We start from the raw sequence: 25,962 nt of genomic DNA, 5'->3' as shown, positions 1-25,962 counted from the left end.
TGATATAGATGTATAATGGTATCCCTGCTTTAAAAGTGTATTATAAAAATACTTAAAAAAATAAACTTTGCCTATAATAACATTAGTTTTACACCCCAATATTACTTAAACAAAGTTTATTTATCCTACTTTTTCACAAAAAGTTGTGAACTATAACGTTAAAGCTTACGCAGCTTTTTCTATTCTTCTAAGCAAACCGATTTCTATATATTCCGTAATCTTGTCTGCCATTTCTATCTTTTTAGTATCAATTGGCATCCAACCATCAATTTTAATCATATCATTAGGATTACTACTAAAAAACATCTCATATTCATACTCCTCTGCATCTTTTGCAAGACCATAGACATGTGGACTATTTTTTACTTTATCGGTAATTCTATTTTTAACGATTTCGATCTTAGACGCAAAATTCAAATTTTCTGTTTCTCCATTTACTTCCACATCTAAAAACTCTGTAATAGCCTCTGTGATTAATTCATTTACATTCATAATTCATTTTGTTTTTGGGTTCATAATTTATTTAAAGCTAGCCAATCAGCAATATATCTTTATAACAACAGAATCAACTTAAGGAACTCCCTATCTTTCTAAGAAGACCTATTTCTATATACTCCTCTATTTTATCTGCTTTTTCAATTCTATCCGTATCTATCGGAATCCATCCATCAATTTTAATCATATCATTAGGATTACTACTAAAAAACATTTCATACTCATATCCTTTCAATCCATTCACCATACCATAAGAATCTGGACTATTTTTCACCTTATTCGTAATACGTTTCTTTACTATTTCTATTTTAGACGAAAAATCAAGATTCCCAGTATCTCTATGCACTTCTACATCTAAAAATTCAGTAATTGACGCAGTAATTAATTCTTCAATATTCATATTCTTCTTTTATTTTCAAAAAAATCTAAATTAGCCCCCTTTTTTTAAGGGTTAAATTAAAAATTAAATATATTTTTATGTTTATACCCCCTTAAAAACAATACAAATCTATATATAAAACATATATAAAAACAATTTAACCCCTAAAAAAATAGGGTTAAACACAAATAATTATGTTTTAACAAAAAAAAACCATGATAAATTATCTTTTTGATAATTTAAGATCCAAAAAAATTAATGGAATAGTATTAATTATAATCCTAAAAAACCTATTCATTGTTTGCGAAATACTCATAAAATAAAAAACCTCGTACTATTTCCTATATATCAGGAATAGTACGAGGTTTAAAAAATAGTATCTATTTTCTAACTTCTAATGCTCTAAGAAATCAATCAAATGCTCTCTATATTTATAATAATCTGGATGCTCTAAAACATCTTTTCTTAAACGTGGACGTTCAAAATCAATTTCTAAGATATCTCCTACTTTAGCTCTTGGCCCACTGGTCATCATAATTACTCTATCCGCCAAAAATATAGATTCATCAACATCATGTGTAATCATAATCGCAGTTATTTTTTCTTGATTCCAAACCTCTATAAGGACATCCTGCAACTCACCTCTTGTCAGAGAATCTAGCATTCCAAAGGGCTCATCTAATAGTAAAACCTTAGGCTTTAAAGCAAAAGCTCTAGCGATTCCGACTCTCTGTTGCATTCCCTGAGATAATTCTTTTGCCTTTTTGTACATAGCATCTTCTAATCCCACCTTAGACAGATAATACTTTACAATATCATCTCTATCCTTTTTAGTGCCATGAGCAAAAACCTGCTTAACTCCTAGCATCACATTATCATATGCTGTCATCCATGGCAATAAACTAGGCGATTGAAAAATAACACCTCTATCTGGACCTGGCCCTCTTACGGTTTCATTATTAGCTATTATTGTACCTCTAGAAATAGGATTTAAACCTGCTATCATTGTCAATAAGGTGGATTTTCCACAACCTGAATGACCAATAATAGAAATAAACTCTTCATGTTTTACTTTTAAATCCAGATCATCAAGTACAACATAATCTCCTTTTGGAGTAGGATAAATCTTAGTTAATTGAGATATATCTAACATATACTTATCCTCAAACAACCCATTATCAGATCTTCTAATTCCTAACTTTTCAACTGTCTCCATGCTTCATCTGTTTTTATTAACTAAAACTTAATCTTCTAAAAGGTTTTGGCTTGATTACTGGTTTTATATCTGGCAACACATAATCAGCACTTTTCTTAGAAGCTCTTTGCTCTCCAATTTGAATCAAATATTCCATAATACCATTACGAAGCTTTTTGTACTCTTCATTATGATTAAGAGCCGTTTTATCTCTTGGACGCTCCAGATTTATTTTATATTCTGGCCCCAACGTTGCCTTTGGACCAGGTTTCAAGGGAATGATCCTATCTGCCATCAATATTCCTTCATCGACATCATTAGTAATTAACAATGCTGTTTTTTTGTCCTTATTCCAGATATTCAAAATTTCTTTTTGAAGATTTCCTCTCGTTAAAGCATCCAAAGCACTCAATGGCTCATCCATTAGTATTACCTCTGGACTCATGGACAACGCTCTAGTAACAGAAACCCTTTGTCGCATTCCCCCAGAAAGTTCTTTTGGAAGTTTGCCTATCGCTGGGGAAAGATTTACCATTTCCACATAATCTTCCACACGCTTATTTCGGTCTTTTCTAGACATTTTTTTAAACGCCTCTTTTACCGCCATCCCAACATTATTTCTAACGTTCAACCAAGGTAATAAAGAATAATTCTGAAAAATAACACCTCTTTCATGACTAGGTCCTGTCACAGGCTTACCTTTAAATAACACCTCTCCTTCATCCGGCATTAATAAACCTGATATTAGATTTATTAAAGTTGTTTTTCCACTGCCTGTAAAACCAACAATAGCAACAAACTCACCCTCTTCTATCTCTAAGTTAATATTAGACAATACTTCTGTACGATCCTTTCCAGTACCAAATGACTTAGAAACATTTCTTAATTCTATGTATGCCATACTATATCTTTTAAGCAGCAGCTTCTTCTGTAAAAGTTACAAATTTCTGTACTGTAAACATTAATCTATCTAATAAGAATCCAATGATTCCGATCACAAACATTGCTGCTATTATTTTAGCATTTGAATCATTTGCACCGTTCTGAAATTCTTCCCATACAAAAGTTCCTAAACCAGGACTTTGAGAAAGTAATTCAATCGCAATTAATACCATCCACGCAACAGAAACAGTTATTCTAAGACCTGTAAATATCAAAGGAAAAGATGAAGGCAAAACAATTTTAAATACTTTTTGCCCTACTCCCAAGTTTAAAACCTTAGCAACATTTATATAGTCTTTATCCACCGTTGAAACTCCTAAAGTAGTATTCACTAATGTTGCCCACATGGCACATAAGCCAACCGCTATAAAAGAAATTATAAAAGATACATCTCCATTATAACTCAAAGTCATAGTTTTTACGATCATATACACCAATAAGAACCAAACCACCGGAGAAACTGGTTTAAATATCTGAATCAACCAATTAAACGAGGATCTTAACGTACTACTTAGCCCAAATATAATTCCTACAGGAACTGCTAAAAATAATGCTAAAAAGAATCCGGCAAACACTGTTTTCAAACTTGTAAATATCTGATCTACAAATGATGGTCTTCCTGTGTATTTTATCGGATCTAATCCTTGTTCTTCTCGCTTCGCGTTCGTAGCAGCTACTTTTTCTTTAAAAGCTGCTTTCTTTGCTGTTATACTTCTATGATCTGCCAATAATGTTTTAAACGCATCCAAAACCGCACCTGGAGATGGTAAGGAATTAATAGAAGACTCTCCAGATTCAATTCTCTGTAACTCTAGAGTAACTCCAGCATCACCAGACGCTTCTTGAGCTCTTTCTATTTTAAAATCTTTTTCTACATTATATAAATAAGTAGCTCCGGCATGCCATAAAATCAAAAACAATCCTACCGACAAAACAGGTAAGAAAACTTTTTTTAACAAAGCAATTAAATTCTTCTTGGTCTCCTCTCCTGCCGCTAATCTAATAGCTGGTTCAAAAAACCCTAATCCTACAAAATTCAGAATATGAATAGATCTATCTTTCATGTCATTTAATTTATTGCTCCCCAACCACTATCTTCACAGATTATGCTTTGTGTCAGAGATTACTTGATTGTTTCTTATTATTCAACTTACTTTTTCTGAGAGAAGGAGAAATAAAAGAGAAAACTCTTTTATTTCTCTATGCTTGAAACACCTTCTACATTTTCTTTATTTCCAATACCGAAACTATTAATGTATCCAATAGGATCTTTCGCATCGAACTTATTACCATCTATAAAATCTGTAGTAGCTGGCTTATACCCATCTGTTTTTGGTAATTCAGAAGCCTCTAAATGCCCTTCTGCTACTAATAAATTAGCTGCTTTAGTCCAAATGTCAGGACGATAAATATCTTTGATTGTTTTATCATACCACTCTGCTGGCTTACTTTCTGGAATTTGCCCCCAACGTCTCATTTGAGTTAAAAACCATATACCATCAGAATAGAATGGATACGTTGCATCATATCTATAGAACACATTAAAATCTGGCATCTCTCTTTTATCACCTTTTTCAAATTCAAATGTTCCTGTCATAGAATTTGCTAAAACTGCCTCATCAGCACCAACATATTCTGGCATTGACAATATTTTTACCGCTTCTTTTCTATTACCTGGAGTATCTAACCATTTACCCGCTCTTATCAAAGCCTTTGTTACAGCTGTCGCAGTGTTAGGATACTGTTCAACGAATTTTTTAGTCATTACAAACACCTTTTCTGGATTATTTTTCCAGATATCGTAATTTGTAGTTACCGGTACTCCAATACCTTTAAATACCGCTTGCTGATTCCATGGCTCTCCTACACAATACCCATATATTGTACCTGCCTCTAAAGTAGCTGGCATTTGTGGTGGTGGTGTTACAGATAAAAGAACTTCAGCATCTATCTGACCCTGAATATTATCTTTCGAATACATACCTGGATTAATTCCAGCAGCAGCTAACCAATAACGTATTTCATAATTATGAGTAGAAACTGGAAATACCATCCCCATTTTAAAAGCTTTTCCTTCATTCTTATAAGAATCTATAACAGGTTTTAAAGCTTCCGCAGAAATAGGATGTATTGGTTTTCCATCTTCACCCTTCGGTACATTTGGTTTCATCTTAGACCAAACATCGTTAGAAACGGTGATTCCATTTCCATTTAAATCCATGGAAAAAGGTGTCACCAACTCCGCTTGTCTTCCAAAACCAGCACCAGCTGCAATTGGCTGACCTGCTAACATATGAGATCCATCTAATTGCCCGTCGATCACACGATCTAATACATTTTTCCAGTTAGACTGAGCCTCTACTGATACAAAAAGCCCTTCATCCTCGAAAAAACCTTTTTCTTTTGCAATTGCTAAAGGCGCCATATCCGTCAACTTTATAAAACCAAAAGTTAATTGAGGTTTCCCTATAGTTAATTTAGATGATTCTTCTTTGGCCTCTTCCCCACTTGAAGCGATTTCTTTCTTCTTTTCTCCTCCACAGGACAACATAACCAATGCAGTTAAGAAGATCCCTATTTTAAAATTCATTGTTTTCATAATTTGATTTTTGAAATTCAGCTAATAGAATACAACAAAATTAAGTATTAATACTTACTAAAAAAGTTTTAAGGAAAAAAAATACGTATTTATTGCGTTAATTACGTATTTCTCAAATTAGGTAGTTGTAGATTGAATAATTGATAATCTGAATAGGTCAAAAATTGAAATATGAACTCTCTTTAAAACTATTAAAATTGTAATGTTTTGAATATCAATATATTAACTGTATTACAGTATTTTTAATACGGTTTATCCATATTTAGAAAGAATCCCGTTTTACACAAAAAAAACTACGTACCAAATATTTGGTATTCTCAAAAAAAAATAAGTATTTTCGTACTAAATTACTTCAAAAACGTAAACATTTTCTTCTTAGTTTGTAAGTATTAATTTACCCAAGTTCATACCATACTATAGCACTAAAAAGTATAATTTCTTAAAAAATTATTTATGAAAAAAAGAACTATTAAAACCTTGCCCGTCATTTTTATTTTCTTAATAACGTGCGTCACAATAAATGCTCAATCTAATAGCTTTGGATCTATAACTTACGCCAAAGCGATTAATGTATCAGGAAAACAACGTATGTTATCACAGAAAATTTCGAAAGCATACTTATTAATGGCCAAAGGAATTAGCGATCCTTCTATTAAAAAAGAATTAAACTCGAGCAAATTTATATTTGAGAAACAACTTCAAATACTTACCACAAATGCTACAAGCTCCTCTACAAAGTTATCGCTAAAAAAAGTACAAACTTTATGGAATGATTTTAAGGCTATTATTATGAGCCCGCCGGATGTACAAAACTCTTTGCGTATTGTAAAAACAAACACAGCTTTGCTAAAAGCCTGTAATGACGTCGTAATCAGTATAGAAAACAGTTATAATTATAATAATCAGTTTTTTCAAAATAAGAATAAGGATTTTGCAAAAACTATCAATATTTCAGGAAGACAACGTATGTTATCACAAAGACTATGTCTTTATTATACTGCTGCAACTATGTTTAAAGGCGAAGGTCCTGAATTTAAGAAAATACTTAGTGAAACTTACCAAAAATTCGATACTACCATTGGAGAATTACTTATAAGTAGCTATAACAGCACAGAGATCGAAGAAGAGTTAGGAGTTGTAATGTCGTATTGGGAAAAGTTTCAAACAAATCAAAGAGGATTACTTAACGGTGAATTCCCTTTACAAGAAATGTTTGCGACCACAAACCAGTTAACAAAGTCCTTTAATAAAATTACAGGTTTATACGAAGGAATAGCAAACAATTAGTGGATTAGCTTCTTAAAGTCAGGGAATCATATCAAATTCTCTGGCTTTTTTGCTAAGTTCCAATACATTTTTAACCCCCATTTTTTTCATCAGATTAAAACGATGAACTTCTGTTGTTCGTTTACTAATTTCTAATTCCGAAGCGATATCCTTGTTAGTCATACCAGAAACAGCCAATTTCAAAATTTGATTTTCTCTTTTTGTTAAATCAAAAGGGTTGTTCTTCACTTGCTTCACCTTTACATCCGACTTTTCCTCTATTTGATCTGCTTTTTTAGCACTACCTTTATTAAGTAAGTTCTTTACTAATATAGAAGAAACATCACCGCTAAAATACTTATTTCCTTTACTAACAGTAGATAAGGCTTTCAAAAACTCCTCTTTTCCTGCGTCTTTTAGCAAATAACCATCTGCACCAGCATTGATCGATTGCAAAATATACTCATCCGAGTCATGCATAGACAACATAATGGATTTAGAAGCTACAGATAATTCAGTTAGCTTCTCTACAGTTTCTATCCCAGACATTTCAGGCATTCTAATATCACAAATTACAATATCTGGATTTAGAGATTGTACCAAATCTATTGCATCCTTACCATTAGAGGCCTCTCCGATAACCTTATATTGTTCTTCATCTTCTAAAAGAGAACGAATTCCATCTCTAACCAAAAAATGATCATCCACTAATACAATACTTACCATTTTAACTCAATACTTAATTTGTGATTACTATAATTTACGTATCAATACGCCCTTCTCTGAGTCAAAGATATGAATAATTCAAAAAAGGCTTCTAGAAATTGATAATCTTTGAAATAAAAATAAGTATTTTTATCTAAAAAACACAAAGAATATACGTATTAATACTTAGTTTTGAAAAATTCAATTAATATATCAGCTAATAGGATTAATTGAAAAAACTTAGCAATGGTGTGAACAATTTATAACACACATTAAACAAAAACTTAAGAGATGAAAAACAAATTATTCTTTACCATACTATTCACGGTGATGGTATTTAAGGGAGAAGCGCAAGAGTTAAGTGTAGATGCTATGGTTCGACCTCGATTCGAATATCGTCATGGTTTTCAAGATGTTGCACCAGAAGATGTGGAAGGATCTGCCTTCGTATCACAACGTTCTGCTTTATTGGTTAAATATAGTGATTCCAAAATCACAACTTTTTTAGATTTACAAGGTACAAGTGTATGGGGTGATAGACCTCAACTTTCTACTGCTGATGACCAAGGAAATGGTGGATTTAGAGTAAACCGTGCCTGGGCATTACTTTCTCTCGGCGGCGGATGGTCCACAAAAGTAGGACGTCAATTCTTAAGCTATGACGATCAGAGAATTTTAGGAGCTCTTGGATGGGCTGATCAACAAAGAACTCACGATGCAGCTTTGATACGTTACAAAAACTCTGGCTTAAAACTAGATGTTGGTTTTGCGTTTAACCAAAACGGAATTAGTAATTTCGGTAATGTTTTCCAACCTTCAGGTGCTGGACAACCTGTGTTTCAGTATAAATCATTACAGTTTTTACACTTAAACAATAAATTCAGTGAATCATTTTCAGGAAGTTTTCTCTTCTTAAACAATCAGTTTCAAGCTCTTGACGGAACCGGAGCTGCTATAGACCGATTTATTTCCCGACATACCACTGGGGTTTACAGTAAGTATAAAAAAGGTGCATTTGGTTTAGACGGTAGTTTTTATTATCAGTTTGGAGACTTTACAGAAACAGTGAGTATTGGCGCTTACCAAGCGATGTTAAATTTAACCTATAAACCGGGTAAAACTTTATTTGGAATAGGAGCCGAAATTCTAAGTGGTAACGATCCTGATACTGCAGATAAAACGGAAGCATTTTTTCCGCTTTTCGGAACAAATCACAAGTTTAACGGTTTTCAAGACTTCTTCTACGTAGGTCGTCATGCAAACAATGGTGGATTATTAGATCTTAATGTTAAAGCTGTATTTAAACTAGGTGAAAAATCAACATTACTAACCAAAGCACATTATTTTTCAGGTTTAGAAGATGCTGCATTTAATGGAGCTTCATATGAAGCTGGCTCATATGGTACATCAGTAGATTTAGTGTTTACGCAAAAAATTACTTCATACGCTAAATTAAACATTGGGTACTCACAGTCTTTTCTTGATGAAGATTTTGCCAATGCAAGAGCTGGTGGAGAAGCTGATAGTATACAAAATTGGGGATGGGTAATGCTAACAGTAAACCCAAACTTATTTAAATGGAATAAATCAAAAGAATAAATCAACCGATTTTAGTTTATTTATGAAAACCTGCAATTATATTTTGCAGGTTTTTTTATGCATTATTTCGAATTTCTCAATGACAAACATATATAATTACGTAATTCTTATTAATTAAATACGTATTAATACTTAATTTTGAATTTTAAATACGTAACTAATGAAGAAGGTTGTAGTAATAGGTAACGGAATGGTAGGTTATAAGTTTTGCGAAAAGTTTGTAGCCTCAGAAAAGTTTAATGATTATAAGTTAATCGTATTTGGGGAAGAACCAAGACGAGCTTATGACAGAGTACATTTAAGTGAATTTTACGATGGTAAAACTGCTGAAGACCTAAGTATGTCAACAGCTAGTTGGTATGAGGAAAATAACATAGATCTTCATATTTCAGAAATGATTACTGAGATTAATAGAGAACAAAAAACAGTAGCCAATCATCGTGGTGACACTTATTCCTATGACTATCTTGTATTAGCTACTGGATCTTCTGCTTTCGTTCCTCCGATTGAAGGTGTTGATAAAGAAGGTGTTTTTGTATATCGAACAATTGAAGATTTAGAAGCTACAGAAGCGTACGCAAAAAAATTAAAGGCTCAAGGCAAAACAGAAGCTGCAGTTCTTGGTGGAGGATTATTAGGCTTAGAAGCTGCCAATGCAGTAAAAAACCTTGGACTAAATGCACATGTGGTAGAATTTGCTCCTAGATTAATGCCAAGACAATTGGATAAAGGAGCAAGTGATATGCTACAAGCTAAAATAGAAAGCTTAGGGTTACAAGTACATCTATCGAAACAAACAAAGTTTATACAAGGTGCAAAAGCGATTGAAGGACTACAATATATAGATGATACAGAATTAAAAGTAGATATGTTAGTCGTTTCTGCTGGTATAAGACCTCGTGATGAAGTTGCAAAAGAAGCTGGATTAGAAGTAGGAACTAGAGGAGGCATCGTAGTAAACCAGCAAATGCAGACTTCGGATGAATCTATTTATGCCATAGGAGAATGTGCCTTATTAAATAGTATGATTTATGGATTGGTAGCTCCTGGTTATGACATGGCAGAAATTGCTGTTGATCAAATTACTGGCGGCACTCGTGAAATGCCCGAGTATATCGATATGTCTACTCAATTAAAATTGATTGGTACCGAGGTTGCTAGTTTCGGAGACGCACTAAATGAAGCAAAAAAAGAAGTAGATGAGATTACTTATGAAAATAAACGCAAAGGAGTTTACAAGAAAATCAACGTCTCTAAAGATGGCACTAAACTATTAGGTGGTATTTTAGTTGGAGATTCTTCAGATTACAACTCACTTTTCCAAATTTATATTAATGGCTTAAAACTCCCTGAAGAGCCGGAAGATCTTATCCTAGGAAGCAGAGGTGCTGATGGAGGTGCTCTTTTAGGGGATGTAATGGATCTACCAGATGATGCACAGATTTGTTCCTGTGAGAGTGTTACCAAAGGACAAATATGTGGTGCCATAGAAAGTGGTGAAGCTAATGATCTTGGAGAAGTAATTTCATGTACAAAAGCTGGAACAGGATGTGGTGGATGTAAACCAATGGTAAAAGATTTAGTAAATGCTACTTTAACTTCATTAGGAAAAGAAGTAAAAGACAACATCTGCGAGCATTTTGATTATAACAGACAAGAACTTTATGATATTATTAAAGTAAAAGGTTATAGAACTTATGATGAAGTACTAGATACCTATGGTAAAGGTGATGGATGTGAAGTATGTAAACCTGTAATTGCCTCTATCATGGCGAGTTTATACGCCGACACAGCTAATGAAGAAACAGTAATTCAAGACTCTAATGATCGTTTTCTAGCAAATATTCAACGAAATGGAACATATTCTGTAGTACCTAGAATTCCTGGAGGAGAAATTACTCCAGAAAAACTTATTGTTCTTGGAGAAGTAGGAAAAAAATACGATTTGTATACAAAAATAACGGGTGGTCAACGAGTGGACTTTTTTGGGGCTAGATTGGATCAATTACCGTTAATTTGGAAAGATCTAATAGACCACGGTTTTGAAAGTGGGCATGCATACGGTAAATCTCTTCGAACTGTAAAAAGTTGTGTTGGATCTACATGGTGCAGATATGGAATGGATGAAAGTGTGAGCTTCGCTATAGAATTAGAAGAACGTTATAAAGGATTACGATCTCCTCACAAAATAAAAGGAGGTGTATCTGGATGCATTAGAGAATGTGCTGAAGCAAGATGTAAAGATTTTGGTGTCATCGCAGTAGAAGGAGGATGGAATTTATACGTTTGTGGAAACGGTGGAGCGAATCCTAGACACGCAGAATTATTAGCAGAGCAAATAGATAATGAAACTGTAATCAAATACATCGACAGATTTTTGATGTATTACATCAGAACTGCAGCTCCGCTTGAAAGAACAGCAAAGTGGTTAGATAATTTAGAAGGTGGGATTGATTATTTAAAAGAAGTTGTTGTAAACGATAAACTACAATTAGCGGAAGAGCTTGAAAATGAAATGGCAAAGCTTGTTGATTCTTTCCAATGTGAATGGACTCAAGCCATACAGGATGAAGAAATCATGAAACGTTTCAATCATTTTGTAAATAGTGACGATACCGATGATAACTTGGTGTTCGTTCCATTAAGAGATCAAAAAATGCCACAACATTGGAAGTAGACTATCCAGGAAATGAGTCTAACAAGTATGTAAAATAGTAAGAGTATGGAAGAAATTTTAGAAATATACAAGACTACTAGTTTAGAGAGTGTAAAAGTTTGGTTTGAAGCAGCTAAAGTAGAAGATTTTCCAAAAAATGGAGGTGCTTGCGTTAAATACAAAGGAAAACAGATTGCTGTCTTTAATTTTGAAAGAAAAAATGCATGGTACGCGTGTCAAAATGTGTGTCCTCACAAAATGGAAATGGTTCTAAGTAGAGGAATGATTGGAGATCACTCAGGAATACCGAAAGTTGCTTGCCCGATGCATAAAAAAACGTTTTCTTTAGAAAGTGGTGAAAATTTAAATGGGGATTTAGCTGCTATTGCTACATACCCTGTTAAGGTAGAAGACGGAACCGTATTTATCGGTTTTGAAGAATAATCAATATTATATTCCTTATAAAAGCCTTACATTAGCAAGTATTCTAATCATAGTTTACTTTTATGCCAACCACAAAATTAGACCAAGTTTTTTCGCTTATCGATAAATTAAATGCTCAAGATCCGAATACGGAAAATGTTAATAAGGAACATGTAGCAAAAGAGTTAATTTATGGACAAAGAATGAGCGCTACACTTTCTAAGTTCGAAAAGACCCCTTCTGAAGCATTAGAAATAGCAGCTAGAGCTCAACATATATGTCGCTGGGAAATACCACGAAACCAGTATCCAATGGACCGTGTTGGCTATTTAAAATGGAGAGAAGAACTGAAAAAGTTTCATGCAGCTAAGACTTCTGAAATCATGTCAGAAGTTGGGTATGATCAGGAAATGATAGATAGAGTTTCATTTTTAATACAGAAAAAGAAACTTAAAAAAGATGAGGGAACCCAAATCTTAGAAGATGTAATTTGTTTGGTTTTTTTAGAGTTCTACTATACCGACTTTTTCGAAAAGCATTCTGACGAAAAAGTCATAGATATATTGCAAAAAACATGGAGAAAAATGTCTGAACGAGGACAGGAAGCGGCATTGCAATTATCGTATACTGAAAAAGGACTGGAATTGATACAAAAAGCGATCGGTTAATTTTGTTAAATTGAATAAATTAGAGTCACTAGATCTTCAAACGTTTAATCGCCTTAGTAAAATTTATATTATTGCGCTAGGCGCTATTGCTATTTTCACTATCGGAGGTCAGTTCTTTATTCAACGATATCTTAATTCTCAGATTGATGATTCTAAAATCATAAATATTTCTGGTAGACAAAGAATGTTAAGCCAAAAGCTTACTAAGGAACTATTACTACTTAGCAATGCTACTAATTCTATATCCAAAAAAAGATATTTGAATGACTTAGAAGCAACCATTAGTCTTTGGAAAACATCCCACGAGAGATTAAGACGCTATAATGATTCGATTCCTAAAGGTAAAAATGATAGTACCGAAATCAAGCGGATGTTCCTGGTTTTACAACCCTATTTCGAAACTATTTATGAAAATAGTTTGCAAATAGTTTCATTAGCCCGAAATGATTCCATTAACAATGAAATATTAACCCCATATCTAAATAGTGTTATCTTCAACGAACCTCTTTTCCTGAAACAAATGGATGCTATTGTATTTAGGTATGAAAAAGATGCACAAGAAAAAATTTCAAGCCTTAAACAGATAGAATATTTACTCTTTGGATTGATTATTTTAATCTTAGTCTTTGAGTTTTTCCTATTATTTAGACCTGTAGCACTAAGTATTAAAAAGACCATATTTGATCTTCTGATCTCACAGAAAGATGCAACTGATATGGCAAAAAATGCTGAGAAACTGAGGAAAATTCAAAATGAAAATGTACAAGAACTTATTTCTTTAACCAAAGCATTAGATCAAACATTGCTTTACGCTAGAGTAAATGAACAAGGATTTATTAAAAATTTAGGTGAACGATTTCGAAAAGTTCTAAATGTAGATCAAAAAGTAGATCAAAAAAACCTTGTTGAACTTATGAAATTAAGCGAATTACAAACCAATAGACTTTTGCTTCTTATTGCACAAAACAAAGGTGGTGTTTTTAATGAAGAATTTGAATTTACTACAAGTGAAGGTCAAAAAATGTGGTTGGACATTTCTATCCTTAATGTATTTAAGGAATCTGGTAATAGTGAAAGGTTGGTTCTTTGTTCTGATATTTCTAAAAGAAAAGAAGCTCAATTAGAAATTAAAAGGTTAACAGATTTAGAATATCGCCAAAAAGAGGAATTACAAAAATCAAATGCCAGTCAGATAGTAGAAGCGCAAGAAGAGGAAAGAAAACGAATTGCCAAAGAAATTCATGATAGTATTGGCCAAATGCTTACTGCATTAAAATTTAATATAGAATCGATTAACACGGAGAATGTAGAGAAAACAAATCAAAAAATTGAAGGATTAAAAAAATTATCCAAAGATTTGATTCTTGGGATTAGAACTGCCACCTTTAATCTTACACCTCCAGAATTAAAAGATTATGGTATTAGTATTGCCCTTCAGAAAATGGCAAAAGAATTAACCAAACTAACCAGCAAAAACATCATTCTCCAAGACACATCTGACACAGATATTCGTTTTGATTCGTTAGTCGAAACCAATTTATATAGGGTTACACAAGAAGCCGTAAATAATGCTATTAAATATGCTAATTCTGAGTACATACTCATTAAAATAAATAGCTCAGAATCCGTTTTAAGTATTAGTATTGAAGATAATGGTAAAGGTTTTGATCTAAGTAAAATTCCGGATAAGCCAAAAAACAATGCCGAAGGTGGAATGGGGCTATTTTTTATGAAAGAGCGAATGAACTATATAAATGGCCGAATATTTATAAGTAGTACACCCGAAAAAGGAACAAGAATTACCTTAAATTACAATTTTAATAAATAAAATATATACTTTTACCCAGAATTATTCCCCAAAAAAGAAGAGTGAAAACAACAAAGGAAAACATAAAGTATTTAATGAACTGGGATTCCAAAAGAATTTGGAAGGAAGAGACCATTAGCAAAAAGTTTGTTAAATATCTTAAGGAAAAAGAGGTTGAAAAACTAATTTCGGACAACAAAACACAACTAGGAATTATTTCTGAAAGGGATGTAATAGATTGGATTGATCAAGAAGAAAATGACAGTTTTTGGCACAATGAAATGAAAAAACATATCTGCGAAAAAATAATCAAAGATGATGATGATTATTTTGTAGGTTGTGATTACGAGGATTTTGAAGGGTCTTATTTTTTTGTAGCCAGCTTATGGAAAATGGAAAAAGGAGAAAATCTGATAATTTTAGAACATTACCATTAATTTCTCCTTCTTTTAATTTTCTTCAAGGTAACCTTATCTTACCTAGACGTTATTTGGATTTTTCTGAATCACATCATTGCGGTAATAATCTATAATACCGTCAATTGGTCTTCTTACGATATTACCAACCGTTAAATGATAAGGCCATACCGCTGCTCGGATAATATCCTCACTGAAATGTGCAATAGATCCAATGAAGTGTACTGGTACATTTTGTGCTTCAGGGAAACATAAAACCCTAGTTTCTACAAATTCCTGAATTCCTTCTGTAATAATTTTATAAAAGTATCCGTTACGTTCACTTGTAAAAATAAACTCTGCAAATGATGCTAGATAGGTATTAGGATTTTCCTTTTTATATAAATTTTCTTTTATAGTATCAGAGGAAAGGTCGAAACGTTTTTCAAACTCTCCTGCCACCTCTGGAGGCATCCTTTTATAATAATAATCTCTTATCAGCCGTTTTCCAAAATAGTTCCCACTAGCTTCATCCATTAAAATATACCCTAATGAATCTACGGCCATGTGTATATTATCACCATCGAAATAGCAGCTGTTAGAACCTGTTCCTAAAATACACACAATACCAGGTTCTGTAGTTGCAGCATACACTGCTGCTACCATATCTTCTCTTACAATAACATCTGCATTGACAAAAAAGTTTTCAAACACTTTTTTTAGCATCGCAGCTGGTTTCTCCGTACCACATCCTGCTCCATAAAAGTGAACTGCCTCAATTGTTGTACTATGTTCGGTTAACTCGGCATTAGCTCGAACTCGCTTTTCTAACAAAGACTTTTCAAATACAGCAGGATTTAATCCTTCTGTACGCGTTTTAAACACGATTTCCCCTACATCATCAAGGAGAATCCAATCGCACTTAGTAGAACCACCGTCAGCTATTAAAATCATTTAAAAAAAATTTGTTGTGTGTGTATGTATATCTAAGAAAAAAGCCCTAATAACATTCCGAAATCAGGGCAATATCATATATTACTCCTTATAGATTTCCTACGTAGGATGAAAGATCAACTAATTTAGATGAGTATCCATATTCATTATCATACCAAGATACCAACTTAAAGAAATTGTCGTTTAAAGCAATTCCTGCTCCCGCATCGAAAGTAGAAGTATGATCTTCTCCAACAAAATCTTGTGATACTACATCTTCATCTGTATATGCTAGTACACCTTTCAATTCGTTTTCTGAAGCCTTTTTCACAACTGCCTTAAGTTCATCATAAGATACAGATTTCTTAGTTCTTACAGTAAGATCTACCACAGAAACATCAGCCGTTGGAACTCTGAATGCCATTCCTGTAAGCTTTCCATTTAACTCTGGAATAACTTTACCTACCGCTTTTGCAGCTCCTGTTGATGAAGGAATAATGTTATTTAGGGAAGATCTTCCTAATCTAAAGTTCTTTTTAGATGGAGCATCTACCACCGCCTGTGTAGCTGTAGCTGCATGCACTGTAGTCATTAATCCTTCTTCTATACCAAAATTATCATTGATTACTTTAGCTAAAGGAGCTAAACAATTTGTTGTACAAGATGCATTAGAAACAATAGTATCTGTTGGCTTAACATCTTTATGATTTACCCCCATTACAAACATTGGTGCATCAGCAGAAGGTGCAGAAATCACTACCTTTTTAGCTCCTGCTTTTAAATGAGCATCCGCTTTATCTAAAGTGGTGAAAATACCTGTACAATCCATTACTACTTCTACTCCAGCTTCGTCCCACTTTAAATCTTCAGGGTTTCTTTCTGCAGTAACACGAATTGCTTTGCCATCTACCACTAACTTCCCATCTTCTACTGCTATAGTTCCATCATACTTTCCGTGAACGGAATCGTACTCTAACAAATAAGCCAGGTGGTTTACATCTAACAAATCGTTAATAGCTACTATTTCTACATTCTCGCGTTTAGAAGCAATTCTAAAGGCAATTCTTCCAATTCTACCGAAACCGTTAATTCCAATTTTTAACGTACTCATACTTAATAATTTAGTTGTTTTTGATTTAAAACGTGGTTATATTTAAACTGAAGTTATATCAGCTACTTTTATTAATCTATCGTGTTTATGTGTTCTTTTCCCTAAAGCTGTGGTAAGCGGTACGATTGTAACCTGTTTGTGCACAATTCCGATCATTACCTGGCTTTTTCCCTCTAATAAAGTTTCTACGGCGCCTACTCCTAATTTGCTTGCCAAAACTCGATCATAACAGCTTGGTGCACCACCCCTTTGTATATGACCTAGTACTGAAACTCTAACTTCATAATCTTCCAAATTTTCTTCTACATATTCTCCTAATTCGAAAATATTCTTTCCGGACTTATCTCCTTCAGCAACTACTATGATACTAGATGTCTTTCCTGTTTTTTTACTTTTTCTAAGGGACTCTATAAGTCTATCAATCCCCATATCTTCTTCAGGAATTAGTATTTCCTCTGCTCCTGCTCCAATTCCTGCATTTAGAGCAATATCTCCTGCATCTCTTCCCATAACTTCGATCAAAAATAATCTGTTATGCGAACTTGCCGTATCTCGTATTTTATCAATTGCTTCTACAACCGTATTTAGTGCAGTATCATATCCAATGGTATAATCTGTTCCATTAATATCATTATCTATAGTACCTGGAATACCTACTACCGGAAAATTGAATTCTTCTGATAATTTTAAAGCTCCGGTAAAACTTCCATCACCTCCTATTACTATAAGAGCATCTATATTGTTTTTGATAAGATTATCATGGGCTTTTTTTCTACCTTCTTCTGTCCTGAAGTCATTGGAACGTGCTGATTTTAGAAAAGTTCCTCCTTTATTTATAATATTTCTTACTGAACGCGCATTTAGTTTTTCCATTTCGTTATGTATAAGACCTTCATAACCTTTATACACACCAAAACATTCAACCTCATAATAACTACATGCACGAACAACTGCTCTAATAGCAGCGTTCATACCTGGAGCATCTCCTCCAGAAGTTAGAACCGCAATATTTTTCACTTTTTCCATCATTGAAGCCAAATCTATTGTTATTGATCACAATAACCTAATTTGCCTAAAATCTAAAACGTTTTCGGTTAATAAATTCAGTAATTGCTGACAAAAAAGGTACGGTTTTAACATATTTATATCTAAAATGTTAAGGAATAAGTAAAATTTCAAAATTGTATAAACATGAGTATATTTCCTTTATAATTCATACAAAATCAAAAAACGGCTTACATTCATAAACCGTTCCTTAAAATTTTAAACTTAAAATTATAAACTTTATAAAATTTTTACTTCACAAATTGTTTAGTAACTATTCCATCTTGAGAGGTATAGGTTTTTAATAAGTAATTCCCTTTTGGAAACTTCTTAATATCAATTGTATTAGAATGATATGTTCCTAATAATTGAAAGTTTAAATTATAAATTTCATGTTTTTCAATTCTTCCTTTATATTCTACATTAAGAATATTATTACTAGGATTTGGAAATATTTTAAGGTTATTCTCTGGAGTAGTATCTACCGCAACTCCATTATTATCTTTAGGTAAGATATCACCATCTTTTCCAAAAGCACCAGAAAAAATAGTATTTACTGCACTACTATCTAATCTAGATGGTGAGCAATCTTGCATTTCTATAGCAGTCCAACGAATCACCCAATCTCTATCCTGAGCCGTACTTGCTCTTAAAGGATTAGGAAAATTAAGAGATCCGACAGTAGGCAAATCAGATGGAGCATCTGTCCATCGCAGATATACTCTAAAACCAGTTGGTGTTGTATTATAAATTGAAGGAACCCCAGAAATATACCAATGAAACCCTTTGTTACTTATGGATTCCAAGGTTACTAAATAATGAGGTGTCGTAGTAAAACCACAAGATTTCGTATCTACATCTACATAGATTCCCGTCGTGTTGTAATCAACCCAATCATTTGGAGATGTTACCCCTTGACCAATTTTAATTTGCGCATTGATCACCGAAAAATTAAAAGCGAAAAAGCAAATGAATAAAAGTGTTTTAAGAGTTTTCATAATTAAAATGAAGTTTAATGGTTAGAAATAATTGATTTAGCTAAATCTGAATCTCTAAATTATGGAAATACTGCTTCATTTTATTGTGGAAACACCTTTTAATTAAGGGAAAATTCCCTTAATTAATTATAAAATAACATAACTCAATAAAAAAGATCAATTTATAATCTTTATTTCAAATTCATCTTTCCAAACTATCCTAGATTACAATTTAGAAACTTTAACGCCATCATAATTTAAAAAACAAAAAAGCAGTGTTTTAGAAACACTGCTTTTACAATTCCTTTTATCTAGCTTAACTACTCAATTAAAATTAAGTATTGCCATGGATCTAAGTCATATTCTTGTCCTTTGGTACCCATTATAGATTCACCAGAAAGATATTCTTTAAACTCTCCTTCATATTCTGCGGTAAATTTCACAGGTTCTTTTGTCATGTTCGCCACAAAAATCACTTTATTATTTTCCTTTTCACGTTTAAACGCTAAAACTTTATCATCAGCAGAAGTTTTTATTCTTTCATAAGAAGCAGCACTTTTTCCTCCGTGTAATGCTATATTCTCATTTTTTAGCTTACCTAGTTTTTCGTATAATGGATAAAACACTCCTTTCTTTTTAATAATGGTATCCTTTTCAAAGAATAACAAACGTTTATCCATATCATATTCTTGTCCAGAATATATTAATGGCATTCCCGGTGCTACATAGGATAATACTGCAAATAGTTCTTTAGCATCTCCCATTCTTTCCTGTACGGTACCATTCCACGAGTTTTCATCATGATTAGAAGTAAAATTCATTAATATATCATCTACAGCATACATAGAATCTACTTGTTTCATTCTCTTATCCCAAGCCGCTACAGTATTCTCTCCCTTTGCGATATGATTCATTACATGATGTGTATCCCATCCATATCCCATATCGAATGCGTTCTCCATCAATTCTGGTTCCCATCCTTCGGCTAACATAAATACTGGTTTTATTTTCTTTAGTTCAGCCACAGTAGCATCCCAAAAATCAACAGGCACCATTCCGGCTACGTCACAACGAAAACCATCTACTCCTTCTTCTTTTAACCAATATTGCATAGCTTTTAACATTTCTGCTCTCATCTCCTGATTATCATAATTAAGATCTGCTACATCTGTCCAATCGGTTCCTACCGTATGTGTTATTTCACCTTTATCATCTTTAGTATAAAATTCTGGATGTTCTTTTAACCAAACATGATCCCAACCAGTATGATTAGCAACCCAATCCAATATTACATAGATACCATTATCATGAGCAGTCTTTACTAAATCTCTAAAATCTTCTAAAGTTCCAAATTCAGGATTTACTTTTGTGTAATCCGAAATAGCATAATAGCTTCCTAATGGACCTTTACTTTTAGTTGTTGATATTGGATATATTGGCATAACCCATAATACTTTTACTCCAAGATTTTTTAATGTTGGAATGTCTTTAGTAAAAGCTTTAAAAGATCCTTCTTCTGAATACTGTCGTATGTTAGCTTCATATATAACAGCATTTTCCATCATTGCATTACTTATTGGTGCTAGTTCCTCTTTTGCTTCCTCAGTAATAGTTTCCGTGACCTCTGCGACGGTTTCTTCCTTTTTTGTCTTTCCGCAAGAAGTTACAATACCCGCTAATAAAAGACCTAAGATTATTCTTTTCATTTGTTCTAGTTTGATTTTGATTTATTATTGTAATGTAAGTATCATGGATGTTCTAGAAGGTATCTCTATAGTTTCCGTCAAATCAATAGTATTATCCGTAATAATATCTTTCCCTACTTTGTGATTTTCTAAACCTTCTTTAAATCTTGTAACATCTAGCTTTTGATCTTCAGAATTATTATTAATAATCACCATAACACGTTCCTTTTCGGTATACCTAAAATAAACATACACGTTGTCAAAAGGGATATATTGTAAGAGTTCCCCTTTATGTATAGCTTCGCTATTTTTTCTCCAATTCAACACCTTTTTTGTGAAGGCATGAAAGGCTTCTTCATCCTTAGTTCTACCAGCCGTCTTCTGTTTTTCTCCTTCAGACACAAAAGCACTTCTTTTATCATCTGGCCAACCTCCAGGAAAGTCTCTACGAATATCACCATCTCCTTTTTTATCTCGGTTTCCCAACATACCTATCTCATCTCCATAATAGATCTGAGGGATACCTCTGGTAGTAAAAATAAGACTCATGGCCATCTTATACTTGCTAATATCGCTCTGATATATTTCATTGATTCTATTCGTATCATGATTACCTGCAAAAAGTAGAATGTTATGAATATCGGGATACAAAAAGTCATTTGTGAAATTTTCATATGCTCGTATCATCCCTTTATCCCAAGAATTTCCTTCTTCGTGAAACATAACCATAATGGCATCATGCAAAGTAAAATCCATTACTGATGGAAGGTGAGAATTGAAGTTGTCGATAGCTCCTATTTTACTATCCTTTTGCCAATACGCCATTTGTGCCTGATCATGCATCCATACCTCACCAACAATATTAAAATTTGGATATTCATCCATAATTGCTTTCGTCCATTTAGCAATTCCTTCTTTATCGTTATAAGAATATGTATCTACTCTAAATCCATCTAAATCTGCATATTCTATCCACCAAATGGCATTCTGTGTAATATACTGAAGAAGTAATGGATTACTCTGATTCATATCTGGCATAGTGGTATCGAACCATCCATCCATGCATCCTTTAGCATCTACTTTAGACGCATTTGTATCGAATTGAGTAGTCATTCTATAGTTACTTCTTCTAAACCCTTCTGGCCACTGGTGAATCCAATCTTTTGTAGGTAAATCTTTGATCATCCAATGTTTTGAACCCCAATGATTCGTAACATAATCCATAATTAGCTTCATATCTAATTTATGCATTTCGGTTGCTAATCTTTTATAGTCTTCATTTATACCATATCTAGGGTCAATTTTATAAAGATCACTCTGTGCATAGGTGTGATATGAATATACAGGCTCATTATCTTCTAATAAAGGTGTACTCCAAATCGCTGTGGCACCAAGCTCATTGAGGTAATCCAAATGATCAATAATACCTTGGATGTCTCCTCCATGTCTTCCACCTGGTTTAGACCGATCTGCCTTTTCTACGGTATCTTTATGTGAATCATTAGACGGGTTTCCATTTGCAAATCGATCTGGCATGATCAAATACATAACATCACTACTATCAAATCCTTTTCGGTCAGCAGAACCTTCTCTTCTTTGTTTTAATTCATACGGCTGTGAGAAAACAATCTTCTTGTTTTTTGTAAAATCTAAAATTACTTCACCTGGCTCGACTCCTTTAGTCTCTATGGTAACAAAAAGATAATTAGAATTCTCAGTTTTGGTAACATCGGTAATAGTTACTGTTTTGCTCTCAACATCATGCTCCGCTATATTTTTACCATAGCACATTAGCTGTAATTGACTAGATTTCATATCGCTCCACCAAAATGGAGGTTCTATTTTTTCTATTTGCCCGAAGGTTAATGAAACGATTAACCCAAAGAGCATGGTTAGTATGTTCTTCATGGTTTAAATTTTGATTTGTAATATTTAATTAGGTTTATCCTAATCTTAATAAAGAATTGAATTAAATACCCCAAAAACTTTCGCTTTTGGGGTATCACTAATTCATTTAAAAAATGAGTTAAACACTCATTAAACTATTTGGAGAAATGGTAAACTCCTTACCATCCACATATATTAACAGATCTTTTTCTCCTTCAAGATTAAAGGTAGTACCGTCTTGAGAAACGTTTACTTTTAAGATGCTTCCTCTAAAATTAACATTAAAAGTATATCCTTTCCATTCTTTCGGAATTTTAGGCGCAAAAGATAATGTATCATTTTTAACTCTTAGACCACCAAAACCTTCAACGATACTCATCCAGGTACCAGCCATACTGGTAATATGTAATCCTTCTTCTACTTCTTTATTGTAGTCATCAAGATCTAATCTTGATGTTCTAAGATAAAATGTATAAGCTTGATCCATTCTATCTAAAGCTGCTGCTTGTATACTATGAACACAAGGTGAAAGTGAAGATTCATGCACTGTAAAAGGTTCGTAGAAATCAAAATGACGTTCTAACTCCTCTTTGGTAAAATGATCTTCAAACATATAAAAACCTTGCAATGTATCTGCCTGCTTGATATAAGGAGATCTTAAGATTCTATCCCAACTCCATTTTTGGTTAATAGGACGTTGAGAGTTATCTAGATTTTCAACGGTAATTAACTCTTTATCCAAGAAACCATCTTGCTGAAGATATACTTGATGTTTTTCTGAATATGGGAAATACATTTTTTCTGCCACTTCTAGCATTTGATCAATTTCTTTTTGATCAAGCTTAGTTTTGGCAATAATTCTATCGTAATCAGCTTTAAAATCTGACTTTACCTTTTCGATATTTTCAACACAATACTCAATACACCATTTCGCTAAGTAATTCGTATACCAATTGTTATTGATATTATTTTCATATTCATTTGGTCCTGTTACTCCAAGAATGACATATTTTTCTTTATCTGTAGAAAATGTTGCTCTCTGATGCCAAAATCTTGCTACCCCGATCATCACTTCCAGTCCCATTTCGGGAATATAACTGTAATCACCTGTATAACGAAGATAGTTATAGATTGCAAATGTCATCGCTCCATTTCTATGAATCTCTTCGAAAGTGATCTCCCATTCGTTATGGCACTCTTCTCCATTCATAGTAACCATTGGATACAAAGCAGCTCCATTAGTGAAACCTAACTTTTCTGCATTTTCTATAGCTTTTTCTAGGTGATTATATCTGTACTTTAGTAAGCTACGGGCAACTTGCTGATTTTTTGTAGCCATGTAAAACGGAATACAGTATGCTTCAGTATCCCAGTAGGTACTTCCTCCATACTTCTCTCCAGTAAATCCTTTTGGACCAATATTTAAACGAGCATCTTTTCCAAGATACGTTTGATTTAATTGAAAAATATTAAAACGTATTCCTTGCTGAGCTTTTACATCTCCATCTATGACAATATCTGCCATTTCCCATATACGAGACCAAGCTTTCTTTTGTAAATCCAAAAGTGCATCAAACCCTGATTCTGAAGCTTGCTTAAGTACTGCTGCACTAGCAGAAGCAATATCTTCTTTCTTATGATTCAGAGATACCGTATACCCACCAAACTTACATAAAACAGCAGTTTTTCCTTGTTTAGCGGTCACTGCATACCCTAAACTAGCTAGGGTTTTATTAGTTTCTACAACTGGGTAAACATCCTGTAACTCTCCATCTAAAAACAACTGATTTAACATTCCCGTACACACATGAAATTCAGTTTTCATTGTTTTAGACGAAATAAAAGCAGCATTCCCTTTATGTGATACTTCATAAGTATCCCAAAACTTATCATCCCAGTTACTATCTTCATTAGTAATTCCAGCATCTATATAGGGCTTAAAACTTACAACAGCTTCCTCATTTAACGGTGTAACTTCATACTTGATCGCTCCTACTTCATCCAAATCAAGACTAAGGAAACGAGTTGATTTTACCGATACTTCTGTATTATTTCTAAGAATGGCTTTAAAAGAACGTTGGTACCAACCTTCTTTCATATTTAACTCTCTGCGGAAATCCGATACTACTTTACACCTATGAAGATCCAGTTTCTCTCCATTGATTTCTACATCAATTCCAATCCAATTCGGAGCATTTAAAACTTTAGCAAAATACTCTGGATATCCGTTTTTCCACCAACCAACTCGGGTTTTATCAGGATAATATACTCCTGCAATGTAACTTCCCTGAAAAGTAGGGCCTGTATACGTCTCTTCAAAATTTGCACGTTGCCCCATGGCTCCGTTACCAATACTAAAAAGACTTTCTGAGGATTTAACTCTTTCTACATCAAATCCTTCTTCAATTATCGACCAGTTATCTGGTTTAATATAATCCTGATTCATCGGTTCTCTTTTTTAATTTTTAGTTGTTTGAAAAACTACCCAAGTATTTATGATCCCAAGGAAATTTCTCAAATTATTCTCATTATTTTTCGGTTGTAACTAATTGGTTAATGAATTCTTCTTTTATTTCAGTAAAATCTTTAAACACATAATCTGCTTCGTGTAACACCTTTGGATCTCCAATACCAATACTTATCATATTGGCAATATTAGCCGCCTGAATACCCGCAACTGAATCTTCGAAAACAACACAATTTTTAGGTGCTACTCCTAACTTTTGTGCCCCAATCAAAAATACTTCAGGATCTGGCTTTGCTTTGGTTACATCGGTACCATCCACAATAGCATGAAATTTCTCTTTTAATAATACCTTATCAAGAATCACTCTTGCATTTTTACTGGCAGAACCCAGAGCTATAGCTTGTTCTTCGGTTAAAAGATATTCTAAAACTCTAGGAACATCAGGCAGAATTTCAGAGGTATCCATCGTTTCGATATAATTTAGATACTCCTCATTCTTTTTGGCCATTAAGGTCGTAAACTCTTCTTCTGAAATTGTTTTATTTCCCCATTCTAAAATTTTCTCTAAGGATTTTATTCGGCTAACTCCTTTCAATTGTTCATTCTGTTCTTCAGAAAAAGATATACCTAGTGTATTGGCTAAATTTTGCCATGCCAGAAAATGGTATTTTGCAGTGTCTACAATGACACCATCTAGATCAAATATGAATGCTTTTTTCGTCATTCTTT

General features: G+C 33.3%; 22 protein-coding genes. 7 read left to right on the top strand and 15 right to left on the bottom strand.

Features of this window, described 5'->3' with window-relative positions:
• Window positions 1–165: 165 nt before the first annotated feature.
• The 6 genes from Q1B37_RS13120 to Q1B37_RS13095 form a co-directional block, all read right to left on the bottom strand.
• A complete protein-coding gene (locus Q1B37_RS13120) occupies window positions 166–492 on the bottom strand; it encodes a hypothetical protein (protein ID WP_299607071.1) in 327 nt (108 codons plus the stop codon).
• Between the two features lie 73 nt (window positions 493–565).
• Window positions 566–895: a hypothetical protein gene (locus tag Q1B37_RS13115; protein WP_299607070.1), complete on the bottom strand. Its 330-nt coding sequence runs from the start codon at window positions 893–895 to the stop codon at window positions 566–568.
• A gap of 373 nt (window positions 896–1,268) precedes the next feature.
• A complete protein-coding gene (locus Q1B37_RS13110) occupies window positions 1,269–2,090 on the bottom strand; it encodes an ABC transporter ATP-binding protein (protein ID WP_299607069.1) in 822 nt (273 codons plus the stop codon).
• 16 nt (window positions 2,091–2,106) lie between these two features.
• Window positions 2,107–2,970 (bottom strand): ABC transporter ATP-binding protein, encoded by an 864-nt coding sequence (locus Q1B37_RS13105; protein WP_299899195.1) that lies wholly within the window; start codon window positions 2,968–2,970, stop codon window positions 2,107–2,109.
• 10 nt (window positions 2,971–2,980) lie between these two features.
• Window positions 2,981–4,075, bottom strand: a complete 1,095-nt coding sequence (locus Q1B37_RS13100; protein WP_299899193.1) for an ABC transporter permease — start codon at window positions 4,073–4,075, stop codon at window positions 2,981–2,983.
• Between the two features lie 128 nt (window positions 4,076–4,203).
• Window positions 4,204–5,610 carry a CmpA/NrtA family ABC transporter substrate-binding protein gene (locus Q1B37_RS13095; protein ID WP_299899191.1) on the bottom strand — a complete coding sequence of 469 codons (1,407 nt, stop codon included), beginning with the start codon at window positions 5,608–5,610 and terminating at the stop codon, window positions 4,204–4,206.
• Between the two features lie 453 nt (window positions 5,611–6,063).
• Here Q1B37_RS13095 and Q1B37_RS13090 point away from each other — a divergent pair, with 453 nt between their 5' ends.
• Entirely contained in the window at window positions 6,064–6,897 is an 834-nt protein-coding gene (locus Q1B37_RS13090; RefSeq protein WP_299607065.1) for a type IV pili methyl-accepting chemotaxis transducer N-terminal domain-containing protein, read from the top strand.
• An 18-nt stretch (window positions 6,898–6,915) separates the two neighbouring features.
• On the opposite strand, the gene Q1B37_RS13085 is transcribed toward Q1B37_RS13090, so the two are convergent.
• On the bottom strand, window positions 6,916–7,602 hold the full coding sequence (locus Q1B37_RS13085; protein WP_299899189.1) for a response regulator transcription factor: 687 nt from the start codon (window positions 7,600–7,602) through the stop codon (window positions 6,916–6,918).
• A 270-nt stretch (window positions 7,603–7,872) separates the two neighbouring features.
• Between Q1B37_RS13085 and Q1B37_RS13080 the strand changes: the two genes are divergently transcribed.
• The 6 genes from Q1B37_RS13080 to Q1B37_RS13055 all read left to right on the top strand — a co-directional run bounded on the left by Q1B37_RS13080 (window position 7,873) and on the right by Q1B37_RS13055 (window position 15,171).
• Window positions 7,873–9,180, top strand: coding sequence for a hypothetical protein (locus tag Q1B37_RS13080; RefSeq protein WP_299899187.1), 1,308 nt, complete (start codon window positions 7,873–7,875; stop codon window positions 9,178–9,180).
• Window positions 9,181–9,340: 160 nt separating this feature from the next.
• Window positions 9,341–11,857, top strand: coding sequence for a nitrite reductase large subunit NirB (gene nirB / locus Q1B37_RS13075; RefSeq protein ID WP_299899185.1), 2,517 nt, complete (start codon window positions 9,341–9,343; stop codon window positions 11,855–11,857).
• A 45-nt stretch (window positions 11,858–11,902) separates the two neighbouring features.
• Window positions 11,903–12,280, top strand: a complete 378-nt coding sequence (nirD, locus tag Q1B37_RS13070) for a nitrite reductase small subunit NirD (RefSeq protein WP_299607061.1) — start codon at window positions 11,903–11,905, stop codon at window positions 12,278–12,280.
• A gap of 62 nt (window positions 12,281–12,342) precedes the next feature.
• Window positions 12,343–12,927, top strand: a complete 585-nt coding sequence (locus tag Q1B37_RS13065; RefSeq protein ID WP_299899183.1) for a DUF4202 domain-containing protein — start codon at window positions 12,343–12,345, stop codon at window positions 12,925–12,927.
• 10 nt (window positions 12,928–12,937) lie between these two features.
• Window positions 12,938–14,755, top strand: a complete 1,818-nt coding sequence (locus Q1B37_RS13060; protein WP_299899182.1) for an ATP-binding protein — start codon at window positions 12,938–12,940, stop codon at window positions 14,753–14,755.
• A gap of 41 nt (window positions 14,756–14,796) precedes the next feature.
• Window positions 14,797–15,171 (top strand): hypothetical protein, encoded by a 375-nt coding sequence (locus Q1B37_RS13055; protein ID WP_299899180.1) that lies wholly within the window; start codon window positions 14,797–14,799, stop codon window positions 15,169–15,171.
• A 42-nt stretch (window positions 15,172–15,213) separates the two neighbouring features.
• On the opposite strand, the gene Q1B37_RS13050 is transcribed toward Q1B37_RS13055, so the two are convergent.
• The 8 genes from Q1B37_RS13050 to pgmB all read right to left on the bottom strand — a co-directional run bounded on the left by Q1B37_RS13050 (window position 15,214) and on the right by pgmB (window position 25,957).
• On the bottom strand, window positions 15,214–16,083 hold the full coding sequence (locus Q1B37_RS13050; RefSeq protein WP_299607057.1) for a BadF/BadG/BcrA/BcrD ATPase family protein: 870 nt from the start codon (window positions 16,081–16,083) through the stop codon (window positions 15,214–15,216).
• 88 nt (window positions 16,084–16,171) lie between these two features.
• Window positions 16,172–17,173: a type I glyceraldehyde-3-phosphate dehydrogenase gene (gene gap, locus Q1B37_RS13045; RefSeq protein ID WP_299607056.1), complete on the bottom strand. Its 1,002-nt coding sequence runs from the start codon at window positions 17,171–17,173 to the stop codon at window positions 16,172–16,174.
• Window positions 17,174–17,215: 42 nt separating this feature from the next.
• Window positions 17,216–18,202, bottom strand: coding sequence for a 6-phosphofructokinase (gene pfkA, locus Q1B37_RS13040; RefSeq protein ID WP_299607055.1), 987 nt, complete (start codon window positions 18,200–18,202; stop codon window positions 17,216–17,218).
• 266 nt (window positions 18,203–18,468) lie between these two features.
• Window positions 18,469–19,215, bottom strand: a complete 747-nt coding sequence (locus Q1B37_RS13035; protein WP_299899178.1) for a T9SS type A sorting domain-containing protein — start codon at window positions 19,213–19,215, stop codon at window positions 18,469–18,471.
• Window positions 19,216–19,514: 299 nt separating this feature from the next.
• Window positions 19,515–20,900, bottom strand: coding sequence for an alpha-amylase family glycosyl hydrolase (locus tag Q1B37_RS13030; RefSeq protein ID WP_299899176.1), 1,386 nt, complete (start codon window positions 20,898–20,900; stop codon window positions 19,515–19,517).
• A gap of 24 nt (window positions 20,901–20,924) precedes the next feature.
• Window positions 20,925–22,787 carry a glycoside hydrolase family 13 protein gene (locus Q1B37_RS13025; protein ID WP_299899173.1) on the bottom strand — a complete coding sequence of 621 codons (1,863 nt, stop codon included), beginning with the start codon at window positions 22,785–22,787 and terminating at the stop codon, window positions 20,925–20,927.
• Window positions 22,788–22,905: 118 nt separating this feature from the next.
• Entirely contained in the window at window positions 22,906–25,212 is a 2,307-nt protein-coding gene (locus Q1B37_RS13020) for a glycoside hydrolase family 65 protein (RefSeq protein WP_299899172.1), read from the bottom strand.
• A gap of 82 nt (window positions 25,213–25,294) precedes the next feature.
• Window positions 25,295–25,957 (bottom strand): beta-phosphoglucomutase, encoded by a 663-nt coding sequence (gene pgmB, locus Q1B37_RS13015; protein WP_299607050.1) that lies wholly within the window; start codon window positions 25,955–25,957, stop codon window positions 25,295–25,297.
• Window positions 25,958–25,962 lie beyond the last annotated feature (5 nt).

Origin of the sequence: uncultured Aquimarina sp. (assembly GCF_947492965.1) — a bacterium.
GTDB lineage: Bacteria > Bacteroidota > Bacteroidia > Flavobacteriales > Flavobacteriaceae > Aquimarina.
This window is presented reverse-complemented; position numbering and strand designations above follow the sequence as displayed.

Bases quoted from the DNA above. Each gene is read 5' to 3' on its own strand.
- Q1B37_RS13120 (WP_299607071.1), bottom strand. From the start codon at position 492: ATGAATGTAAATGAATTAATCACAGAGGCTATTACAGAGTTTTTAGAT.
- Q1B37_RS13115 (WP_299607070.1), bottom strand. From the start codon at position 895: ATGAATATTGAAGAATTAATTACTGCGTCAATTACTGAATTTTTAGAT.
- Q1B37_RS13110 (WP_299607069.1), bottom strand. From the start codon at position 2,090: ATGGAGACAGTTGAAAAGTTAGGAATTAGAAGATCTGATAATGGGTTG.
- Q1B37_RS13105 (WP_299899195.1), bottom strand. From the start codon at position 2,970: ATGGCATACATAGAATTAAGAAATGTTTCTAAGTCATTTGGTACTGGA.
- Q1B37_RS13100 (WP_299899193.1), bottom strand. From the start codon at position 4,075: ATGAAAGATAGATCTATTCATATTCTGAATTTTGTAGGATTAGGGTTT.
- Q1B37_RS13095 (WP_299899191.1), bottom strand. From the start codon at position 5,610: ATGAAAACAATGAATTTTAAAATAGGGATCTTCTTAACTGCATTGGTT.
- Q1B37_RS13090 (WP_299607065.1), top strand. From the start codon at position 6,064: ATGAAAAAAAGAACTATTAAAACCTTGCCCGTCATTTTTATTTTCTTA.
- Q1B37_RS13085 (WP_299899189.1), bottom strand. From the start codon at position 7,602: ATGGTAAGTATTGTATTAGTGGATGATCATTTTTTGGTTAGAGATGGA.
- Q1B37_RS13080 (WP_299899187.1), top strand. From the start codon at position 7,873: ATGAAAAACAAATTATTCTTTACCATACTATTCACGGTGATGGTATTT.
- nirB (WP_299899185.1), top strand. From the start codon at position 9,341: ATGAAGAAGGTTGTAGTAATAGGTAACGGAATGGTAGGTTATAAGTTT.
- nirD (WP_299607061.1), top strand. From the start codon at position 11,903: ATGGAAGAAATTTTAGAAATATACAAGACTACTAGTTTAGAGAGTGTA.
- Q1B37_RS13065 (WP_299899183.1), top strand. From the start codon at position 12,343: ATGCCAACCACAAAATTAGACCAAGTTTTTTCGCTTATCGATAAATTA.
- Q1B37_RS13050 (WP_299607057.1), bottom strand. From the start codon at position 16,083: ATGATTTTAATAGCTGACGGTGGTTCTACTAAGTGCGATTGGATTCTC.
- gap (WP_299607056.1), bottom strand. From the start codon at position 17,173: ATGAGTACGTTAAAAATTGGAATTAACGGTTTCGGTAGAATTGGAAGA.
- pfkA (WP_299607055.1), bottom strand. From the start codon at position 18,202: ATGATGGAAAAAGTGAAAAATATTGCGGTTCTAACTTCTGGAGGAGAT.
- Q1B37_RS13035 (WP_299899178.1), bottom strand. From the start codon at position 19,215: ATGAAAACTCTTAAAACACTTTTATTCATTTGCTTTTTCGCTTTTAAT.
- Q1B37_RS13030 (WP_299899176.1), bottom strand. From the start codon at position 20,900: ATGAAAAGAATAATCTTAGGTCTTTTATTAGCGGGTATTGTAACTTCT.
- Q1B37_RS13025 (WP_299899173.1), bottom strand. From the start codon at position 22,787: ATGAAGAACATACTAACCATGCTCTTTGGGTTAATCGTTTCATTAACC.
- Q1B37_RS13020 (WP_299899172.1), bottom strand. From the start codon at position 25,212: ATGAATCAGGATTATATTAAACCAGATAACTGGTCGATAATTGAAGAA.
- pgmB (WP_299607050.1), bottom strand. From the start codon at position 25,957: ATGACGAAAAAAGCATTCATATTTGATCTAGATGGTGTCATTGTAGAC.